Below are 20,226 nucleotides of genomic sequence, written 5' to 3'. Positions count from 1 at the left end.
AAAAAGTGAATGGTGAGTAAAAGGTGAAAAGTGTAATGGTTGTAGGGTTACAGTTGGCAAGTATAAATGGAAAAAAGGCATAATCCAACTACTATAAGTTGGGCTACATGCGAAAAAACCCTGCTTGGCGCTTGCGAGACTCTCTCCTACATTAAGCCAACGTTGTGCCGGCTACAACTACTCTCGCTTATCAATGCCTTAGAAAGATACCACTAATTTATAGAAACTCCTTTTCGAATAGCAAATGATATTAGATGTCTTGATTCAAAGCTGTGATGCTTTGAATCAAGAAGCTATTTCAAATAAATCAATTGTAATTAAAACATGTATTGATTCAATATAATATATATAATAAATCAATAAAATATGAATTTAACAATATTAAATACCAAAAAAATCATTTTATATGATTTTATCATACACTCATATCTTGACTGCCTAAAAGCTTCGGCTGTGATTTTGCTATCAGAAATCAAAGAAACAGTTGAAGGTAGCTGGTAAGTATAATCCTGTATCGTTTTGTATTCAGGTAGGTTTCCCGTTCGTAAAGCCAAGAATAAGTCGGAAACCTTTATGGAATTCCTTTTCAACTAGCATCATGGAAGGTGTAGCAAAAAATCGTATTTTAAGTAGATATTTTTGTCTTTTTCACCTAACCACGTGCAATCATGATGAAGAAAAGGCTACTCCTGTGCCTACTGGCATTGATAATGTTAGTTCGGGTGGGATTATCGCAGGACCGAACGATTTCGGGCAAAGTAACTGACCGGCAGAATAACCAAGGATTACCTGGTGTAACGGTCTTAGCTAAGGGCACTACCAAAGGTGCTTCAACCAATGCTGATGGTACGTATTCCCTTGAGGTGCCAGCGTCGGCCAACACTCTCCAGTTTAGCTTTGTAGGATACCGAAGTGTAGAACGCAGCATAGGGAACAATACCACAATTGATGTGGCTTTAGAGGTTGATACCAAGCAGCTTAACGAAGTAGTAGTAACGGCACTGGGCATTGAGCGGGAGAAAAAAGCCTTAGGCTATTCAACTCAGGATGTACGTGGAGATGCCCTTGTGCAATCAGGCGAAAAGAATATCGTTGAAGGGCTGGCGGGCAAAGTGGCAGGTGTGCAGGTAATTGGTAGTGCTGGCACACCTGGTGCCTCTTCCAAGATTCTGATTCGGGGCAACAACTCCTTCACTGGGGAAAACCAACCCTTATTTGTAATTGATGGGATTCCACTGGATAACTCATATTCCGTTACCGAAGGCCAGGACTATCCTTTTAACGCCAACCTGAATGGAGTAGGATATTCGAACCGCGCTATTGATATCAACCCCAATGATATTGAAACCATGACGGTGCTGAAGGGGCCAGCCGCAGCCGCACTTTATGGAGTACGAGCTGGTAACGGCGCGGTGGTTATTACTACCAAGCGAGGCCGGGCCGGGCAAAAGCCCAGCGTTTCTTTCCGTACGGAACAGGAGTTTAGCCAGGTAAACCGGACTCTAGACCAACAGTTTAAATATGCTCAGGGTGTTGGTGGTGGCAATCAACGCAACGCCTCGGGCGGCATTGTTACTCCCTCTTATGTAACCTGGACTGCCGGTGACGACGGCATTTTTGAAACGGAGGACGACAACATTGGAACTACCCAAATTTGGGGGCCTACGAATGAATCACTAGGGATTACGCCTACAGACAACGTAGATAAGTTTTTCCGTACCGGTTTTTCCACTACGAATGATATAGCCGTATCAGCAGGAAATGAAAGAGGCGCCGTGCGCTTCTCGCTGGGTCAATTGCATAACGAAGGGATTGTACCGGAAACTAAATTTGACCGCTACACCCTGCGGCTAAGCGCGGACACCAAGCTCAGCGAGAAAGTGGATGCTGCAGGCACCATTAACTACGCCAATACAGGAGGCACGCGCGCCCAGCAGGGAAGTAACGTGTCTGGGGTAATGTTGGGTCTGATGCGCGCCCCCAGTAGCTTTGATCTGGCGGCGGGCTACGAAAATCCCGATGGCACCCCGCGCAACTACTTCCAGGGCTACGACAACCCTTACTGGACGGTAAATAATAACCCTACCAAGGATGATAATAGTCGGGTACTGGGCAACATCACACTTACTTATAAACCATTGCCCTGGCTACGCATTACTGAGCGAGGCGGCGCTGATATTTTTACCGACCGCCGAAAAACGGTTTTTGCCGTGTACTCTAACGACCCGCCGGAGCCCACTGGCGAGATTCGGGAAAACACTCAATATCACCGGGAGCTTTACAACGACCTGATTGCCAACGCAACGCATGATTTTTCCGAAAAGCTGTTCGGTAGCCTTACTGTAGGAGGCAATTTGGACGAGCGGTACGACCAGAGCTTGTTTGCGCGGGGCCGTAATCTGGCTGTCCCGAAGTTCTATAACCTCTCGAACGCTTCTGACAGATATGCCGATGAGCAGCGGACCACCATCCGCACCGGGGCCTTGTATTATGATGCCAACGTATCATTTAATGAAACCTTCTTCCTGGGCACAACCGGTCGTTATGAAACGGCCTCCACGTTTGGTCCGGATTTTAAGGGGTTCTTCAATCCATCGGTTAATGCCTCGGTGGTGCTCAGTGAGTTGGGCGGTTTAAAAGACATTGGCTTACTGAACTTCCTCAAAATACGCGGGGCCTATGCCCGTGGAGGCAACATTCCGCCAGCTTATGGTACCCGCACTTATTTCCTGGCTCCCTTCTTCACCGATGGGTTCACCAATGGCTTATCATTTCCCTACCTAGGGCAGAATGGCTCTGGCCTGGGCTCTACCCTGGGAAACAGCAATTTGAAGCCAGAAGTGGTTATCTCACGGGAAGTGGGCGCCGAAGTGCGGCTGAACGACAACCGGATTACCATTGACTTCACCTATTATCACAATAATTCCAAGGACCTGATTGTAGCCCGGCCGGTATCTAGTGGTTCCGGGTATCTGGCCTCGCTGGAAAACGTAGGGGAAATCCAGAATAAAGGGATTGAGGCAGTGGTTACGCTGGTGCCCTTCAGAAGCGAAAATGGCTTTAACTGGGATATGCTGTTCAACTTTACCCGCAACCGCAGCAAGGTGCTGGCGCTGGCAGAGGGCATAGAACAGCTACAGATTGAAGCGGCCTTCGATATTAGTGCCTACGCTATTGTGGGGCAGCCCTATGGTGTCTTGTATGGCACGCGCTGGGAGCGGAATGAAAACGGCGACTTACTTATTCAGGCAAACGGCCTGCCCCGCTTAGCCGCTACTACCGGTAATGTAGGCAACCCTTATCCTGACTATACGCTGGGTATCCGCAATAACTTTTCCTATAAAAAGCTGAATCTATCGGCGCTGTTTGATATCCGAAAAGGCGGCGCTATCTGGAACGGCACTACGGCCCGCTTAAACCGCTTGGGCATTTCAAAAATCACCGAAGACCGGGACCGGGATTATGTGATACCAGGAGTTAAAACCGACGGTTCACCGAACGACATTGCCATTCCTGCTTTCACCTACTTCCAGCGCTACCTCGGCGACAACGGCGGGGCGCAGGAAACCCAGGTACAGGAAGGCAGTTGGGTGCGTTTGCGGGAGGTAACGCTCTCCTACAACTTCGGCCAGCCCAAGTTTCTCTCGTTTGTACGCGGCCTGGAGCTATATGCAGCGGCTACCAACCTGTGGCTCAAAACCGATTATACCGGTATTGACCCTGAAACCAGCCTCACGGGTTCCGGCTCCAACATTACCGGGTTTGACTACTTCAACATGCCGAATACCCGCAACTACCGCTTTGGCCTCAAGGCCAATTTCTAGCGCCGGGATCATTCAGAGCTTAACCATATAATCATGAAAAAGCGACTCGCCTTATTTTTGGCTACCGTGCTGCTTGTTGGGCAGACGGGTTGTGACCTGTTCACAGATGGCTATGACATCAGCCCCAACAGTGCGTCTACTACCACTTTACCATTGCTGATGTCGGGCTCTCAATTGGAGCTTATCAATATCTATACCGGGCAGGTGGATAGAATTTCCAATGTTTTTATTCAGCGCCTGGCAGGTACTGACCAGCAATACGCCACTTACGCTACCTATAATATAAATGAGACAGATACCAATAACGACTTCGATTCAATCTATCAGGGTGGGCTGATTAATGCGCAAAACATGATAGATCAGGCCACGGCAGAAGGTTCTCCTTATTATGTAGGCATCGGCAAAATTATGAAGGCTATGCTGCTGGGCATTGCCACTGATGTGTTTGGGGATGTTCCCAACCGTGAAGCGTTGCAAGGCAAAACCAACTTCAATCCCGCGTACGATCCGCAGGAAATTGTGCTCCAGGATATCCAGACGCTACTTACTGAAGGCATTGCAGAGCTGCAAAAGCCCGCCAGCAGCAATAAAATCCAGCCCCGCACCGATGACCTTATTTTCAACGGCAACATTGAGGGCTGGATTAAAACTGCCTGGATAGTAAAGGCCCGCTATGCCAACCGCCTCAGTCGCCGTGATCCATCCGGTTCAGCTACGCAGGCTCTGCAATTCCTGGATGCCGCGTATGCTGCCGGGCTCAATAGCTCAGCCGATGACGCCAAGGCTCCCTTCGGTGGTACCGGCTCCGACCTGAACCAGTTTTATGCCTTTAATAATGCCCGGCCCAACTATGTGAAGATGGGCGCCCGCCTGGTTGATTTGATGAAGTCTCTCAATGACCCCCGACTTGGAGTATATGCCACTGAAGACACTAATGGAGAAATAAGTGGCACACCCTTGGGCACTACCGATCAGTCTAGTTCAGACATTGGCGAATATTTCGCTTCGCCAGCTGCCTCTGTCCCCATGGTTACCTATGTAGAGGCTAAATTTATCGAGGCCGAGGCTGCCCTACGGCTTGGTCAGCTTCCACGGGCGCAGGCAGCCTATACAGAAGCCATTACAGCCCACTTCAACGAGTTGGGCGTGCAGGGTCAGCTACCAGCTTACTTGGCGGCAAACGGTACGCTAAGCGGAACCAATGCCTTGGCGCAGATCATGACGCAGAAGTACATTGCCACCTTCCTGCAATTAGAAGGCTGGGCGGACTACCGCCGCACCAAGCTGCCATTACTTACCCCAGACCCCACCGGCATTATTGATGTAATTCCGGAGCGCCTTCCCACTTCCCAGAATGAGCGGGTAAACAACAAAAATGCTACGGTAGTACAGGACCTTGCTGTTCCAGTATACTGGGCTCAACCTTAGTGAGTATGCTGCTAGAAAACAAGAGGCCACCTATTAGGTGGCCTCTTTCAGTATTACCGGTTTGACAATTAAATATCAGACAATCTTAATAGTACTGATTTATCTCCAGCAGCCGGGCCCTGTAGCCAAGTCAAAATGCGCTGGGCTACCTCTTCCGAGGTATTCAGTCTATTTTCCTGTTTATAAGCTTTAAAGGTGCTCACGCCGCTAAAGTTTTGCTCGTCTGATTCCCGGATCTGCTCCTGCATTTCGGTATCCATTACCCCGGGAGACAAGCTATAGATCTGTACGCCACTGCCGCGCCGCTGCTGTTCTTCGGCGGCTACCTGCGTGAGCATTTCAAGCGCGGCTTTAGAGGCACAATAAGCTGCCCACCCATCAATAGAGCGTTGGGCGGCGCCCGAGCTGATATTGAGCACCGTTCGGGGCATAGCTAAGTGGGCGTAAGTGCGCAGGAAGGTATTCATGAGCATGGAGGGAGCCACCACATTTACGTCCATCACAAACTCAAAGTGCTCATTAGGCACTTCGCCCACATAGCCTATTTCGCCCAGCACGGCGGCGTTGTTAATCAAGGTAATACTGCTGGCGTGGCTGCATTCTGGAAACACTTTATGGAGGTTGTTCTGCACGGCCAGCATATCGGAGAGGTCAAGCGGCTGGTGGTGGTAGCGCGCATGCTCAATGGTAGCGTGGCGGGATACGCCAATTACAACGGAATCAGGCTGCTGCAGTACTGTTTCGGCCAGGGCTTTGCCCAGCCCGCGGCTGGGTCCGGTAATAATATAGTAGTGCATAGAAGAGGAGTATCAGGTGAGGAAGGGAGTGGGAACAGCAAAAAGTACGAGGGAAAAAGAAAAGAGGCAGCCTTGGCCGCCTCTTTTTCTATAGTGCCAAACTGGTCAGCTCACAGAATATACTGCGACAGGTCCCGGTTGCGCACCATGCCTTGCAGGCGCTCTTCCACCAGCTCGCGGGTAATCAGGATGTGCGCGTTGGGGCCGATGCGGTCCGGCACGTCAAAGAGGATTTCGTTCAGCAGCCGGCTCATGACGGTGTGTAGGCGGCGCGCGCCAATGTTTTCTACTTCCTCGTTCACCTCAAACGCAATTTCCGCCAAGCGTTCCAGGGCGGCGTCATCAAACGACAGCTCCACTTCTTCGGCTTTCAACAGGGCCTCGTACTGCTTGGTGAGGGCATTTTTGGGGTCTTTCAGAATGCGGAAGAAATCCTCTTTGGTGAGGCTCTGCAGTTCTACACGAATGGGAAAACGGCCCTGCAGCTCCGGAATCAGGTCACTGGGTTTGGCCACGTGAAACGCGCCGGCCGCAATAAACAGGATATGGTCGGTGTTGATGACGCCATATTTGGTGCTCACGGCTGAGCCTTCCACAATGGGCAGCAGGTCGCGCTGCACGCCTTCCCGGCTTACATCGGGGCCACCGCCCCCACCCTTGCTGCTGCGGCTGGCTACTTTGTCTATTTCATCAATGAAGATGATACCCGCATTTTCGGCCTGCCGGATGGCTTCATCCTTCACCTCATCCATATCAATGAGCTTGGCGGCTTCTTCATCCAGCAGAATCTTGCGCGCCTCGGCAATGGTGACTTTGCGCTTGCGGGTTTTCTTGGGCATCATGCTGCCCAGCATATCCTGCAAACCGGCCAAGGAAGCATCGTCCAGGCCGGCCGGGCCGCCTACTACCCCCAGGCCGGGCGTGGAGCTCTGCTGCACTTTGATGTCGATTTTACGGTCGTCCAGCTCCCCGGAGCGGATTTTTTCGCGGAACCGCTCCCGGGTGCGCTCATTCAGCTCGTAGTCGGGCGTGGTGCTGGCATCGGCGCTACCGGAATAACCCACTGCCGGGCGAGTAGTCGAGGTGCCGCTGATGGGCGGAATCAGTGCATCCAGAATCAAATCTTCCACGGCCTGCGCAGCCTGTGCTTTTACTTCCTCCTTGCGGCGCTGCTTCACCATGTTCACCGACTGCTCTACCAAGTCGCGGACCATGCTTTCCACGTCGCGGCCTACGTAGCCTACCTCCGTAAATTTGGAGGCTTCCACTTTGGTGAAGGGCGCATCGGCAATGCTGGCCAGGCGGCGCGCAATTTCGGTTTTACCCACGCCCGTAGAGCCAATCATGAGGATATTATTGGGCACTATCTCGCGCTGCATATCCAGGGGCGCGTGCAGGCGGCGCCAGCGGTTGCGCAGGGCAATAGCCACGTGCCGTTTGGCCTCGTGCTGCCCGATGATGTACTTATCCAGTTCGGCCACAATTTGCGTGGGCGTCAGAAACGTAGTGGATTGGAGCATAACCGTAGAAGGATGAAAAGCAGGCCTGGAATACGGCCCGTAGTAAACAGTAGGATAGCAATTGCGGCCAAAGGGTTGTCTGGCCGCTCAACCAGTCCGCAACCGTCACGCAGAGAGAGGCTCGGTTTACGCAGCCTGGGGGGAAAGCAGATTCAACTGCCGCTGTTTTTTTTGAAGATGGAGTCCAGGCTGCGGGCCAGGGTGAAGTAGTTGCTGGCGCCGCTTACGTGGTAATAAGCCCGGGTATAGTCGAGCTGAAACTGACTTAAACGAAATGTAACGCCAAAGCTTAAGCCCGCCCCGCCGGAGCGGGTATCCAGCCGCAGCTCGCGGCGGCGCAGGTGGTTATAGCCCACGCGCACCTGAAAGTTCTTGCTCAGCAGCAGCTCCCCTCCCACCACAAAATGCCGGGCAATCTTGTCGCCCACCGACTTTTTGGGTTTTATCTCCTCGTTGTTCTCGTCCAGCTTGCCGCGCTGGGCGGAGTCCAGATACACAATGTCGAACTGCTGCAGATGATGCGCCGTGAGCGAGAAGCGCATGGGCATATGTTCGGGCTTGATGGTAGCGCCCACCTGCACATCCAGCGGCAGCGGCTCCCGCTCAGAACCGGCATAGGGCCGCAGCTGGTAGCCCAGGTTCTTTACGGCCAGGGCCACGGTGAAATCGGTGGTGGGGTGTTTGAAAAGCCCGCCGGCATCCAGCACCGTGCCCACGGAGTGGTTGCCGGCAATACCCGAAACCGCCAGTTTGGCGGTGCCGCCCAGCGTGAAGTTACCCGTGGTAACGGCTTTGGTAATGCCCAAGGCATATTCATTGACTGAAAACTCGCCTAAGCTATTGCCCGCCGCATCAAACTGCTCAAACCGGCCATAGTTCAGGTACGTGAGCCCCACGCCCATGCGGCCCAGCCTGCTGGAGTTGAACACGTAGGTAGCCGTGCTTTGGCGGATATCGGCCAGATAATCAATGTACGTCAGGGAGGCGCGGCCATCCATTTCCTCATTCAGCAGGGCCGGGTTTCCCAGCAGCATGGTGCCATCAGCATCCCGCGCGCTTACGTTTACGCCCCCCAGCCCGGCCAGCTTGGCGCTGGCGGGCAGGGAGAGAAACTCGAAAGCATGCTGACCACCGATCTGCGCCCAGGCGCTAGAGCCAGGCAAGCCGGCCAATGCCAGTCCCAGCAGCAGTATCCCTATGCGGTGCCCTTGCTTCATCTTCCTAAAGTAGCCGATTTTACAAGAGCGAACATGAACTAAAAGCTAGGACTGAGCCGGGCTTGGGTTGATTACTGTACTTCCACGCTGGGCCCCAGGGTGGCGGGGGTTTCTTCCCGTACCACCAGCTTCATGGGGTGTGGCACCAGCTCATCCAGCAGGGCTACTTTCAGCACTTCATCTATGCGGTCGGCGTAGTGAATATTGAGGTCCTTGAGGTATTCGGCGGAGATTTCCTGGATGTCTTTGCGGTTTTTACTGCACAGAATAATATCCAGCACCCCGGCCCGCTTGGCGGCCAGAATCTTCTCCTTGATGCCGCCCACCGGCAACACCTTGCCGCGCAGGGTTATTTCGCCCGTCATGGCCAGGTGGCTGCGCACGCGGCGCTGGGTAAACACGGAGGCAATGCTGGTGAAAATGGCAATACCGGCACTGGGGCCGTCTTTGGGCACGGCGCCTTCCGGAAAGTGAATGTGCAGGTCGTACTGGTCGAAGAGGCGATAATCAATGCCCAGCTCATCGGCGCGGCTGCGCAGGTAGCTCAGCGCCGTTACCGCTGATTCTTTCATTACGTCGCCCAGCTGGCCGGAAAGCGTGAGCTTACCCCGGCCCCGGCTCAACAGACTTTCAATGAACAGGATATCCCCGCCCACAGAGGTCCAGGCCAGCCCGGTTACCACGCCGGCGGTATCGTTGTCCTGGTAAATATCCCGGTCGAAGATGGCCGCACCCAGGATTTTGGCAATATCCTTCGGCTCCAGCGTTTCCGGGAACGGCTCCTTCATGGCCTTGTGCTTGGCAATGTTGCGCGTAACGGCCCCCAGCTTGCGCTCCAGGCTTCGCACCCCACTTTCACGGGTATAGTCATCAATAACGCGCTGCAAAGCCGCAGTGGTGATATTCACGTCCTTCGTGCTCAGGCCGTGCTCGGTCAGCTGTTTGGGCCAGAGGTGCTTTTTGGCAATCTGGGTTTTCTCCTCCAGCGTGTAGCCCGTCAGGTCAATAATTTCCATACGGTCGCGCAGGGCGGGCTGAATGGTGTCCAGGGAGTTGGCCGTGGCAATGAACAGCACCTTGGAGAGGTCATACTCCACCTCCAGGTAGTTGTCGGTGAAGGTGGAGTTCTGCTCCGGGTCCAGCACCTCCAGCAGCGCCGAGCTGGGGTCGCCGCGGAAGTCGGAGGCAATCTTGTCGATTTCGTCGAGCACGATAACCGGGTTGGAGGCGCCGGCCTTCTTGATCTGGGAAATAATGCGGCCGGGCATGGCGCCCACGTAGGTTTTGCGGTGCCCACGGATTTCGGCCTCATCGCGCACGCCCCCCAGGCTCATGCGCACATACTTGCGCCCCAGCGCCTTGGCAATGCTGCGCCCCAGGCTGGTTTTACCCACACCGGGCGGGCCGTACAGGCACAAAATGGGGGCCTTCAGGTCCTGCTTGAGCTTGAGCACGGCTAGGTACTCAATGATGCGCTCCTTCACCTTTTCCATGCCGTAGTGGTCCTGGTCGAGGATTTTGCGGGTACGCTTTAGGTTGAAGTTGTCTTTGGTATACTCGTTCCACGGCAGATCCAGCAGGAACTCCACGTAGTTCATGTTCACCGGAAACTCGGCGGCCTGCGGGTTGATGCGGCCCAGCTTGTCCAGCTCTTTGGTGAAGTGCTTGGCTACCGGCTCGGGCCAGTTTTTGGTTTTGGCGCGGGCCCGCAGCTTGTCAATTTCCTGATCAGGGCCATCAAAGCCCAGCTCATCCTGCAGCACTTTTATCTGCTGGCGCAGGAAATAGTCGCGCTGCTGCTGATCAATGTCGATGTGGACCTTGGTCTGGATGTCGCGCTTGATTTCCAGCAGCTGAATTTCCTTCAGCATGAGCTCCAGCAGTTGGGTGCCGCGCTGCACACCGTCACTAATTTCCAGCAGCTTCTGCTTCACGCCCACTTCCACGTTGATGTTGGAAGAAAGGAAGTGCGTGAGGAAAGCCGGCGAGTCGATATTATCCAGCGCCACCTGGGCTTCCTGCGGAATTTCGGGGTTCAGCTTCAGCATTTTAGCTGCAGCGTCTTTCAGTGAGGCCACCAGACCTTTCACCTCTTTGGAGCTTTTGGCCGGAAAGGTTTCGGGGAAATAGCTGACGCGGGCCGTCAGGTACGGGCTTTCCTGCACCTGCTCTTCAATCTGAAACCGGCATTGCCCCTGAATGATGATGGTGGTATTGCCATCGGGCAGCACCAACAGCTTCAGAATGCGCGCCAGGGTACCTACCGTGTACAGATCGGCCAGGGCGGGGTCGTCGCTTTGGGTATTTTTCTGCGCGATAACGCCTACAATCTTGTTTCCCCGATAGGCTTTGCGCACCAGCCGGATGCTCTTTTTGCGCGTGACGGTAACGGGCAGCACCACACCCGGAAAAAGCACGGTATTGCGCACCGGCAGCAGGGGCAGCACCTCCGGCATCTCGCCTTCCAGCATCGTGTGCTCAGGGTCGGTGGCTACAATAGACACCACCTCTTCAGAATCATCGGCGAGAAGCAGCACAGGGGCAAAAGGAGGCTTATGCGAAGAATTATCTTGGCTCATAGAAAGGACGGAGGGAGCTGCGGTGCCAGATTGACAGCCAATAAGGCATGGACCGTAGCAAGAAGCGGAGATTCAACCGAAGGTACGGCTTTGACAAGTGCCGTGCCATGCCTGCAGAGTGTCATTTTTGGCACCTGCTGCTGCCGGGGCGGCAGTACAAGCTGGCTATCTGGCTTTAGATACGGCGCGCATACCCGGAAACGTAGAAAAACTCCTATTTTTGATGCTACCCTATTTCCCCGCGGCTCCCACCTGGCCGGTATTGTATTCTATGCCTCGTTCTATTCGTGCTATTCTGGTGCTGCTGGCTCTGGCCGGGAGCCTATTGGCCGCCCAAGCGCAGTCGGCGCTACGGGTGCGCCCACTAAACGCTAAAAAGATCCGGCAGCTGCGGCTACGGCCCGATGGCACCCCGGAATTTGCCAACGTAAACCGGGTGCCCTTCTTCTACAATAAGAAAGACCTAAAGGCCATTCAGCAGGCCGAAAAGCGCAAAAACTGGAAGCTGGCCCGCACGCTGCTGGAGCAATACGTTGCCCAGTTCGGCATTGAGAATTTCTACCGGGATACTAATATGCTCTGGCGCCTGGGCCAGCTCTGCGAGCGAAACGGGCAGGAAGAAAAAGCCAAGGCCTACTACCGCCTGGCCCTGAAGCACCACCGCCAGGACGTGCGCAAAATTCAGCTGTATTATGACTCGCTGGAGAAAAAGGATATCGACCTGTACGTGCCCCTGCAGGAGTATTATGCCCTGGTAGAGTACCGGAAGAACATTGCCACTTTCCACCCGCCCAAAGGCGTGTACACCAGCATGGGCTCTGGCATCAACTCTGATGCCCCCGATTACGGCCCGGCCGTGACGGGCGATGGCAACACGCTTATTTTTTCCTCGAAGCGAAAAATGCGCGGCATTCATGGCGTAGTAGATGAGGATTTATACCTCTCCCGCCGCGAGGGCGAATACTGGACGGATGCCGAGCCGCTGCCCAAGCCCATCAACTCGCCCTTTAATGAGGGCTCCGCTTGCCTCACCAAGGATGGCAAAACTATTTACTTCGCCCGCTGCGAGTGCCCCGAGTGCCACGGCAATTGCGACCTCTATACCGCCAACTTCAAAGACGGCGAATGGAGCGTACCCAAGAGCCTGGGCACCGACGTAAACTCCCCGGCCTGGGACTCGCAGCCTACCCTCTCTCCCGGCGAGGACACTTTGTATTTCGCTTCTGACCGGCTGGGCGGCTTCGGGCTTTCCGATATCTGGTACACCCACAAGCTCAAGAACGGGGAATGGTCGAAGGCAGAGAATATGGGGCCTATTGTGAATACCCGCGAAAGTGAGGTGAGCCCCTTCTACCACCCGCTGTACCATGTGCTGTACTTCAGCTCGCGCGGGCAACTGCTCAACTTCGGCGACTTCGATATCTATAAAACTTACCGGGTGCGCGGGCGCTGGCAGGAGCCGCGCAACATTGGGCCGCTGGTAAACGGGAAAGGCTCTGAGTACTATTTTACCATTGATGCCGACTCCAGGAACCTGTACTATGCCCGCTCCGAGCAGAAGGACATGAAAAACCTGGACCTCTACTCCTTCCCGTTGCCCATGGAAGCCCAGCCACTGGCCACCACGCACGTAGAAGGCTCGTTGGTAGATTCCGTATCCAGCAAACCGCTGGGAGGCATTGTGAGCGTAATTGATACCGATGACGGCATTGAAGTAGCCAGCAAATACCTGCGGGAAGATGGTAGCTTTGATTTCGACCTGATTGAAGGCTCCCACTACGTGCTGCTCATTCAGAGCCCCGATTTCTTTAGCGTGGAGAAAAAGCTGGAGCTGAAGGGCGACACGGTCATGAAGCTCATGACTAACTCCTTCCAGTATGGCATCCCGATGATTTTCAAGAACATCGAGTTTGATCAGGACAAGGCCAGCATCCGCCCCGGCATGTATGCGGTGCTAGACCGCATTGCCCTGTTTATGGTAGACCACCCCACCTACCGCCTCAGCATTACGGGCCACACCGATTCCAAAGGCGACCCGGACTTCAACGAAAGACTTTCCCAGGACCGCGCCGAGTCTATCCGGCGCTACATTGAGCAGAAAGGCAAGCTCAAGCCCAACCGCATCGACAGCTTCGGCTACGGCAGCACCAAACCGCTGAAAGACCCCGAGGCTACCGAAGAAGATGCCCGCACCAACCGCCGCGTAGAGTTCCGCCTCATCCGCCCCGATGCGGATAAGAAAGACGCTGGCGGAGGCGCCGGCTGGTAGATTGGGGAACTGGTAAGTTGGTGAAGCGGAGAAATGCTGAGGCAAAAAAGAAGCTGTCATCCTGAGCTGGCGAAGGACCTTATCATGCTAGAACGATAATCGTCACAACGACTCGTTTTAACGGGAGAGGGTCCTTCGCCAGCTCAGGATGACAGCTTCTTTTTAGTTAGCAGGGGGTTTATTTACCAGCTAAACGTCTGTTCTTCCTCTCCGCTCCGGAACAGGGTGCTTTGCTTCTTGCCGCCGGCTTCCAGGTTCACGATGTTCATCTCATCTGAAAATTGATCCAGCAGCAGCTTGTGGTGCAGGGTAAGACTCTTGAGTGCACGGGGCAGCTTCACGGTGCAGTACAGCCAGTGCGCGTCGCCCTCGTGCTGCATGCCTAGGTAAGTGAGCGGCAGAGTCTCGCCGGGCTTAGTGCCAAAGCGCAGCGTACGGGCCAGATAGGCGGCTGTTATGGGCTTGGTTTGGGTAGCAGGCATTTGCAGCAGGCTGATGGGCTTGGGCTGCCCCTGAGAAAGCGCCTTTTCAAAGTCATCGGTAAAAACCTTCAGGGCAATTTCCAGCTGCTGCTTTTGGGCATTATAGCGCACATCCATGATGCTGGCGTGGTAGGCGTGGGCCATGGCGGCCAGGCTGATGCTCAGGCCAATCAATAAGAATACAAGACGACGCATAACAAGTGGGCTACAAAAAACTCCCCTCCTGTGGGAGAGGCTTCGGACTAAGGCCGAAAGATTGAACAGCGCGCTATTCAACAATCAGACCAGCCCGCGCCTACCAACCGCAGAAGGGGAGCAATGGGTTCAGATCAGCCGGTTGTCATTCCGAACGCAGTGAGGAATCTGAGGAACGCTTACCCAGATTCCTCACTCCGTTCGGAATGACAAAGTTGCTTAAAACAGCGACTTAAACAGGTCGTTGAAAATGACGAAGACCATGAGGCACAGAATCAGGGCCATGCCTACTTTCTGCGCGTTTTCCAGGAATTTATCAGAAGGCTTGCGGCCCGATACCATTTCGTAGGTCAGGAACAGCACATGGCCGCCATCCAGGGCCGGAATGGGCAGCAGGTTCATGAAGGCCAGCACCATGGAAAGCATGCCGGTCAGCGTCCAGAACTTCAGCCAGTCGAAGGTGGCACCGTATTGCTGGGCAATGGCCATAGGCCCGCCCAACGACTTGCGGGCCGAAGCCTCGCCGCGGAATATCTTGCCAAAGGCTTTTACCTGCGTGGTAACAATGCCAAAGGCCTGCTTGGTACCAGCCGGCACCGACTCCAGCAGGCTATACTGGCGGGTGGCATACTGCAGCAAAGACTTGGGCCGGAAGCCTACTTTGCCATCTTCATCCACGTTTACCTTCAGCGTAACTGGCTGGCTGTTGCGCTCCACTACCAGCGGTGTTTCCTTGCCAGCGTTGTCTTTCAGGGCCTGTTGCAGCTCGGGGAAAAACTGAATGGGCTTGTCAGCTACTTTCAGGATACGGTCGCCGGCCAGCAGGCCCGCTTTGGAAGCGGGTTGGCCGGGCACTACCTCACCCACCACAAAGGGGTCCAGGGGCACCACAAACAAGGACTGGTCCTGGTCGGCGAGGCGGTCCATGAAGTTCTGGGGCACCGAAATATCCACCAGCTGGCCGTTGCGCTCTACGGTGTAGTAGCTACCGGAGCCCAGCACCACATCGGGGCCATACACTTCGTTGAACTCCGTGAAAGGGCGGCCGTTGATTTTCACGATTTTATCCCCGGTCCGGAAGCCAATTTCCTTACCCAGCTCGTTCGGCACCACCCCAAAACGCACCTCAGAGGCCGGCAGGTAGCTTTCGCCGTACTTAAAAGTCAGCAGCGAGAAGATAACGATACCGGTAATGACGTTCACGATGATACCGCCCAGCATCACAATCAGGCGCTGCCAGGCGGGCTTGGCGCGGAATTCATAGGGTTGGGGCTCCTGCTTAAGGCTCTCCGTGTCCAAGGACTCGTCTACCATGCCCGTGATTTTTACAAAACCACCCAGCGGCACCGCGCCCAGCATGTATTCCGTGTCGCCTATTTTCTTCCCGAAAACCTTAGGCGGAAAGCCGATAGAGAATTTTTCTACGCGCATTCCAAACCATTTGGCCGCCAGCATGTGCCCCATTTCGTGCACGCCTACCAGAATTGTCAGCCCCAGAATGAGCTGGCCGGCCATTACTAAAATATCCATTCAGTTTGTTGAGTTGTCAGGTGTTGGGTGTCGGTTTTAGATTTTTGGTTGAACTGTCTTGTCGAGACATCTCGCGTGCTGCTGTTGTGGTAGTAGCTATTTACCACACTAGTGAGATGCTTAGGCTTGCGCTCAGCATGACGTTTTAACAACCAAAAACTAAATTTTGACCAGTTCCAGCGCCACGCGGCGGGTTTCCTGGTCGGTGTAAACATAGTCATCCAGCGAAGGTTCGGCAAGGTACGAAACCCGCGCGAGGCACTCCTCCACGATATCGGGCATTTGCAGAAAGCCTACCTGGTCGCGCAGGAACGCGGCTACGGCAATTTCATTGGCTGCATTAAGTACGCAGGGCGCGTTGCCGCCCCGGCGCATGGCTTCAAACGCCAGCGGCAGGTTGCGGAAAGTGGTGCGGTCGGGCTGCTCAAAGGTGAGTTGCGGGTAGTCCAGAAACGAGAAGCGGGGGAAGTCGGATGGCAGCCGCTCCGGGTAGCCCAGCGCGTACTGAATGGGCAGTTTCATATCCGGCAGGCCCATTTGAGCTTTCAATGAGCCATCCTGAAACTGCACCAGGGAGTGAATAATGCTTTGCGGATGCACCACCACGTCAATCTGGTCATCGGTGAGGTTGAAGAGCCATTTGGCCTCAATCACCTCCAGCCCTTTGTTCATCAGGGAAGCCGAATCGATGGTGATTTTGGCGCCCATGTCCCAGTTAGGGTGTTTCAGGGCCTGCGCTTTGGTTACCTGCGCCAGCTGCTCCATAGTGCGCCCCCGGAAAGGCCCGCCGGACGCCGTAAGAATAATTTTCTCGATGGGGTTGCGCTCCTCCCCTACCAGACACTGAAAAATAGCAGAATGCTCGGAGTCCACCGGATACAAGCCCACGCCGTGCTGCTTCACCAGCTCGGTTATTAGCTGGCCGGCCACCACCAGCGTTTCCTTATTGGCCAGAGCAATGGCTTTCCCGGCCCGAATGGCGCGTACGGTGGGCAGCAACCCGGCATAGCCCACCATGGCCGTCAGCACAATATCGGTATCGTCGCGGCCGGCTACATCGGCCAGGGCGGCGGCCCCGGCCAGCACTTCGGTTTCGGGCTGATTGGCCAGCGCCTCCTTAACCGCCGCGTACTTGCTTTCATCACCAATCACCACAGCGGCGGGCCGGAACTCGCGGGCCTGCTGCACCAGCAAATCGGCGTTGGATTGCGCCGACAGGGCCGTTACCGAGAATCGGCCGCGGTGGCTACGAATAACGTCTAGTGCCTGCGTGCCGATGGAACCGGTGGAGCCAAGCAGGGTAACGCGTTTGGGGAGGAAATCACGCATATACAAAAGTAGTGCGTTGCGGGGCTTTCCTCACCATGCTTATTCTATCCCTTGAATTTGGACGGGCTTCCCGTTGAAAACCGCCTGCTCGCCCACCCGCCTGCCGCTCAGGGCCGCGGCTACCGGGGCCGCCGCTGATACGGCAAAGTAATCCTGCCCCTCCACCGTAAGCTTGCCGGCGCTGATGCTAATGTAGAAACGGCCCATGCTGGTTTGCACCAGCGCGCCGGGGCGCACGGTATCGCAGGGTTTATCGGGCTGGATGCGGTCCAACTCACCCTGCAGCTGTTTAGCCTGCTGGAGCTGCACGGCATTCCGGTCCCGCTCGTTCTGGGCCATGGCGCGGCCGGTTTCATACTTGTCGCCGGCGCTGCTCTTGGTTTCCGAGTTGGCCGACTCCTGCGCGGCCTGCATGGCGTGCTGGCAGGCTTTGATGCGCTGCTGAACGTAGTGCTGGCAGGCAGCGTGAAGGGCGGGTTTTATGGGCATTTTTCTGGATATCTATTTTTCACGGTAGCGTTACGGTGACGACTACCGGAAAATGGTCGGACGGATAACGCCCGCGCAGGGAGTCTGTCAGCACCCCGTAGTTCAGCACCGTGATGCCCTGACTGACAAAGATGTAATCAATGCGGTCCGTCAGTGGGGCATCTAATTTGAAGGCGTTGAAGGTGCCCGTGGGCCCGTATGGAGGCTGCGCCGTTATCTGGTACGCGTCGCGCAGCAGCGTTTGCATGGTCTTGATCTGCTCGGTGTCGGGCGTGGAATTGAAGTCTCCTGCGCAGATGACGGGGGCATTTTTGGCAATTTCCTGAATCTTCTGCACCATTAGCCGGCCCGACTGGCGGCGGGCTTCCACGCCCTGATGATCAAAATGGACGCTGAAAAAGTAGAACTCCTTTTTGGTTAGCACATCCCGGAATTTAGCCCAAGTGCAGATGCGGTTGCAGCAGGTGGCATCCCAGCCTTTAGACGGTTGATCCGGGGTTTGACTCAGCCAGAAATCCCCCGTTTGCAGCAGCTGCAGCCGGCTTTTCTTGTAGAAAATGGCCGAATGCTCGCCGGCTTCCTTGCCATTCTCGCGGCCGTGGCCTACAAAGGCGTACTCCGGCAGCTCCGCCACATCCGTTAGCTGCCCCCGGAAACCCTCCTGCGTGCCAAACACATCAAAATCGTGGTAGCGCACTAGGCCTTTGACCATTTCCTTGCGCAGCGGCCAGGCATCGGGGCCATCACTGGCAATGTTTAGACGCAGATTATAGGTGGCCACCCGCAACGGCACCACCTTTTTGGGGGCAGCCATCAGGGGGCCGCATAGCAGCAGGCTCAGCAGTAAAAAAACGAATGGGCGCATATACAAAGAGGGTTTTAAAGTGCCATTTGACTACGCGGCTACTTTGTCAAACCAAAACGAAAAGTAGGGATTCCTGACTAGGCACTGGATCAGATGACGCTTAGCAGCCCATCGGCTACTTTCCTATCATTACTCAGTCGCGGCACTTTGTTCTGCCCGCCCAGCTTGCCCAGGCTCTTCATGTAGCGTTGGAATGCCCCCAGTGGTAAGCTTGTGATTTGGAGAGGAGTCAGGATGCGGCCCTTTATCAAATCATTATAGTACACGTTGCGCTGGCGTAGGCCTTCATCCAAGGCTGTCGCAAAACCGGCTATGTCTTTGGGTGGGTGCGCAAACTCGATAAGCCACTCATGGTAGGAGTCAACCAAGGGGTTGTCGCTGATGTGCGGGGCGACGGTAAACTCCACCACTTCTATCTCCGGGTGCTGCTGCATAGCATCACGCAGAATCTGCTCTACCTCTTCCCCAATTACATGTTCTCCAAAAGCCGACAGGTAATGCTTGATGCGGCCAGTAACCACAACGCGGTACGGGGCAAGACTCACAAAGCGTATGGTGTCGCCAATGCTGTAGCCCCAGAGGCCGGCATTGGAATTGAGCACTAGGGCGTACTGCTTGTCCAGCTCTACATCGGCCAGGGTCAGGCGGGGCGGGTTTGCCTCAAAAATGCGCTCGGCGGGAATAAACTCGTAAAAAATGCCCGTATCGAGCAGCAGTAAGAGGCCCGGATTGCCGGGCTCATCCTGAAAGGCCAGGAAACCTTCAGAGGCCGGAAACAGCTCAATGTGGTCGATGGGGCGCCCTATGGTTTCAAACAGCTTTTTACGATAGGGCTCAAAGTTTACCCCGCCGTACACGAACAGATTAAAATCAGGAAATACCTCTCCTACCGGCCGGCCCGTGCGGGCAACAATCTTGTCAAAGTACATCTGCACCCACGGGGGAATGCCGGAAATAAGGGTGAGATGCTGGCCCAGCATTTCATCGGCAATGTGGTCCAGCTTTGTTTCCCAATCCTCAATACAGTTGGTAGCATAGCTGGGCAGCTGATTGCGCCGCAGATAGGCTGGGATATGGTGGTTGATAATCCCGGAAAGCCGCCCCGTGGGTATGCCACCCACATTTTCCAACACCGGGGAGCCGGTGAGGAAAATCAGCTTGCCATCCAGGAACTGGCTGCGGCCCGTGGCATGCACATAATGCAACAGGGCGTCGCGGGCGCCATTGATATGATTGGAGATGCTGGCCTCCGTGATGGGAATATACTTGGCCCCGGAGGTAGTGCCACTGGATTTGGCCAGGTACAGGGGCTTGCCCGGCCAGAACACATTGGCTTCGCCCTGCTTCAGGCGGTTGAAGTAGGGGGCCAAACCTTCGTAGTCGCGCACCGGAACCTGCCGGGCCAGGTCGGCGGGCGTGGTCATGGCCGCAAACTCATGGTCGCGCCCGAAAGCAGTTTGGGCAGCCTGCCCCACAATTTGCTTGAATACGCGCTGCTGAGTGGCTACCGGATTCCGCTGCCACTGTTGGTAGCGGTGGTATATAAAGGCAGCAAAAGGGCGGCTAAGAACAGATTTCAGACCCATGCAGAAGCTTGAATAAAGGCCAGATGCGAAAAGCAGGCGGCCGGGCGGCGGAAAGCAACCGTCAAAAATACAGTTCCTGTAGCCATAAGCCAGCGCTTTAGATTGATCCTGCCGCT

13 protein-coding genes are annotated in these 20,226 nt (G+C 54.9%); 3 read left to right on the top strand and 10 right to left on the bottom strand.

All coding sequences use genetic code 11. From position 1 onward, the window contains the following. Positions 1-668 precede the first annotated feature (668 nt). The gene (locus AM218_RS02350; protein WP_082318030.1) at positions 669-3,824 is read left to right on the top strand and encodes a SusC/RagA family TonB-linked outer membrane protein; all 3,156 of its coding nucleotides are present in this window, start codon (positions 669-671) and stop codon (positions 3,822-3,824) included. 33 nt (positions 3,825-3,857) lie between these two features. Next, positions 3,858-5,252, top strand: coding sequence for a SusD/RagB family nutrient-binding outer membrane lipoprotein (locus AM218_RS02345; RefSeq protein WP_071843671.1), 1,395 nt, complete (start codon positions 3,858-3,860; stop codon positions 5,250-5,252). A 68-nt stretch (positions 5,253-5,320) separates the two neighbouring features. Here the strand turns inward: AM218_RS02345 and AM218_RS02340 are convergent, their stop codons facing one another. From AM218_RS02340 to lon, 4 genes are all read right to left on the bottom strand, one after another. After that, positions 5,321-6,049 (bottom strand): SDR family NAD(P)-dependent oxidoreductase, encoded by a 729-nt coding sequence (locus AM218_RS02340; protein WP_054411521.1) that lies wholly within the window; start codon positions 6,047-6,049, stop codon positions 5,321-5,323. A 110-nt stretch (positions 6,050-6,159) separates the two neighbouring features. Then, the gene (gene hslU, locus AM218_RS02335) at positions 6,160-7,569 is read right to left on the bottom strand and encodes an ATP-dependent protease ATPase subunit HslU (protein WP_054411518.1); all 1,410 of its coding nucleotides are present in this window, start codon (positions 7,567-7,569) and stop codon (positions 6,160-6,162) included. A gap of 152 nt (positions 7,570-7,721) precedes the next feature. Beyond that, a complete protein-coding gene (gene porQ / locus AM218_RS02330) occupies positions 7,722-8,786 on the bottom strand; it encodes a type IX secretion system protein PorQ (RefSeq protein ID WP_054411516.1) in 1,065 nt (354 codons plus the stop codon). Between the two features lie 71 nt (positions 8,787-8,857). Next, entirely contained in the window at positions 8,858-11,257 is a 2,400-nt protein-coding gene (lon, locus tag AM218_RS02325) for an endopeptidase La (protein ID WP_231717580.1), read from the bottom strand. Between the two features lie 379 nt (positions 11,258-11,636). On the opposite strand from lon, the gene AM218_RS02320 reads away from it, so the two are divergent. Beyond that, positions 11,637-13,634, top strand: a complete 1,998-nt coding sequence (locus AM218_RS02320) for an OmpA family protein (protein ID WP_054411512.1) — start codon at positions 11,637-11,639, stop codon at positions 13,632-13,634. Between the two features lie 182 nt (positions 13,635-13,816). Here AM218_RS02320 and AM218_RS02315 read toward each other — a convergent pair whose 3' ends face one another. The 6 genes from AM218_RS02315 to AM218_RS02290 all read right to left on the bottom strand — a co-directional run bounded on the left by AM218_RS02315 (position 13,817) and on the right by AM218_RS02290 (position 20,110). Then, positions 13,817-14,311 carry a DUF6702 family protein gene (locus AM218_RS02315; RefSeq protein WP_071843670.1) on the bottom strand — a complete coding sequence of 165 codons (495 nt, stop codon included), beginning with the start codon at positions 14,309-14,311 and terminating at the stop codon, positions 13,817-13,819. Between the two features lie 219 nt (positions 14,312-14,530). After that, on the bottom strand, positions 14,531-15,841 hold the full coding sequence (rseP, locus tag AM218_RS02310; RefSeq protein WP_054411508.1) for an RIP metalloprotease RseP: 1,311 nt from the start codon (positions 15,839-15,841) through the stop codon (positions 14,531-14,533). Positions 15,842-16,000: 159 nt separating this feature from the next. Continuing rightward, a complete protein-coding gene (locus AM218_RS02305) occupies positions 16,001-17,170 on the bottom strand; it encodes a 1-deoxy-D-xylulose-5-phosphate reductoisomerase (RefSeq protein ID WP_054411506.1) in 1,170 nt (389 codons plus the stop codon). Positions 17,171-17,209: 39 nt separating this feature from the next. Further along, on the bottom strand, positions 17,210-17,659 hold the full coding sequence (locus AM218_RS02300) for a hypothetical protein (RefSeq protein WP_054411504.1): 450 nt from the start codon (positions 17,657-17,659) through the stop codon (positions 17,210-17,212). 19 nt (positions 17,660-17,678) lie between these two features. Continuing rightward, positions 17,679-18,524, bottom strand: coding sequence for an endonuclease/exonuclease/phosphatase family protein (locus AM218_RS02295; RefSeq protein WP_054411502.1), 846 nt, complete (start codon positions 18,522-18,524; stop codon positions 17,679-17,681). A gap of 89 nt (positions 18,525-18,613) precedes the next feature. Continuing rightward, complete coding sequence (locus tag AM218_RS02290) at positions 18,614-20,110, bottom strand: GH3 auxin-responsive promoter family protein (RefSeq protein WP_054411500.1); 1,497 nt, start codon at positions 20,108-20,110, stop codon at positions 18,614-18,616. Positions 20,111-20,226 lie beyond the last annotated feature (116 nt).

The sequence above is a fragment of the Hymenobacter sp. DG25A genome, assembly GCF_001280305.1.
In the GTDB taxonomy this organism is placed as follows: Bacteria; Bacteroidota; Bacteroidia; order Cytophagales; family Hymenobacteraceae; genus Hymenobacter.
The sequence above is the reverse complement of the archived record's forward strand: the minus strand, read 5'-3'. Positions and strand labels throughout refer to the sequence as shown.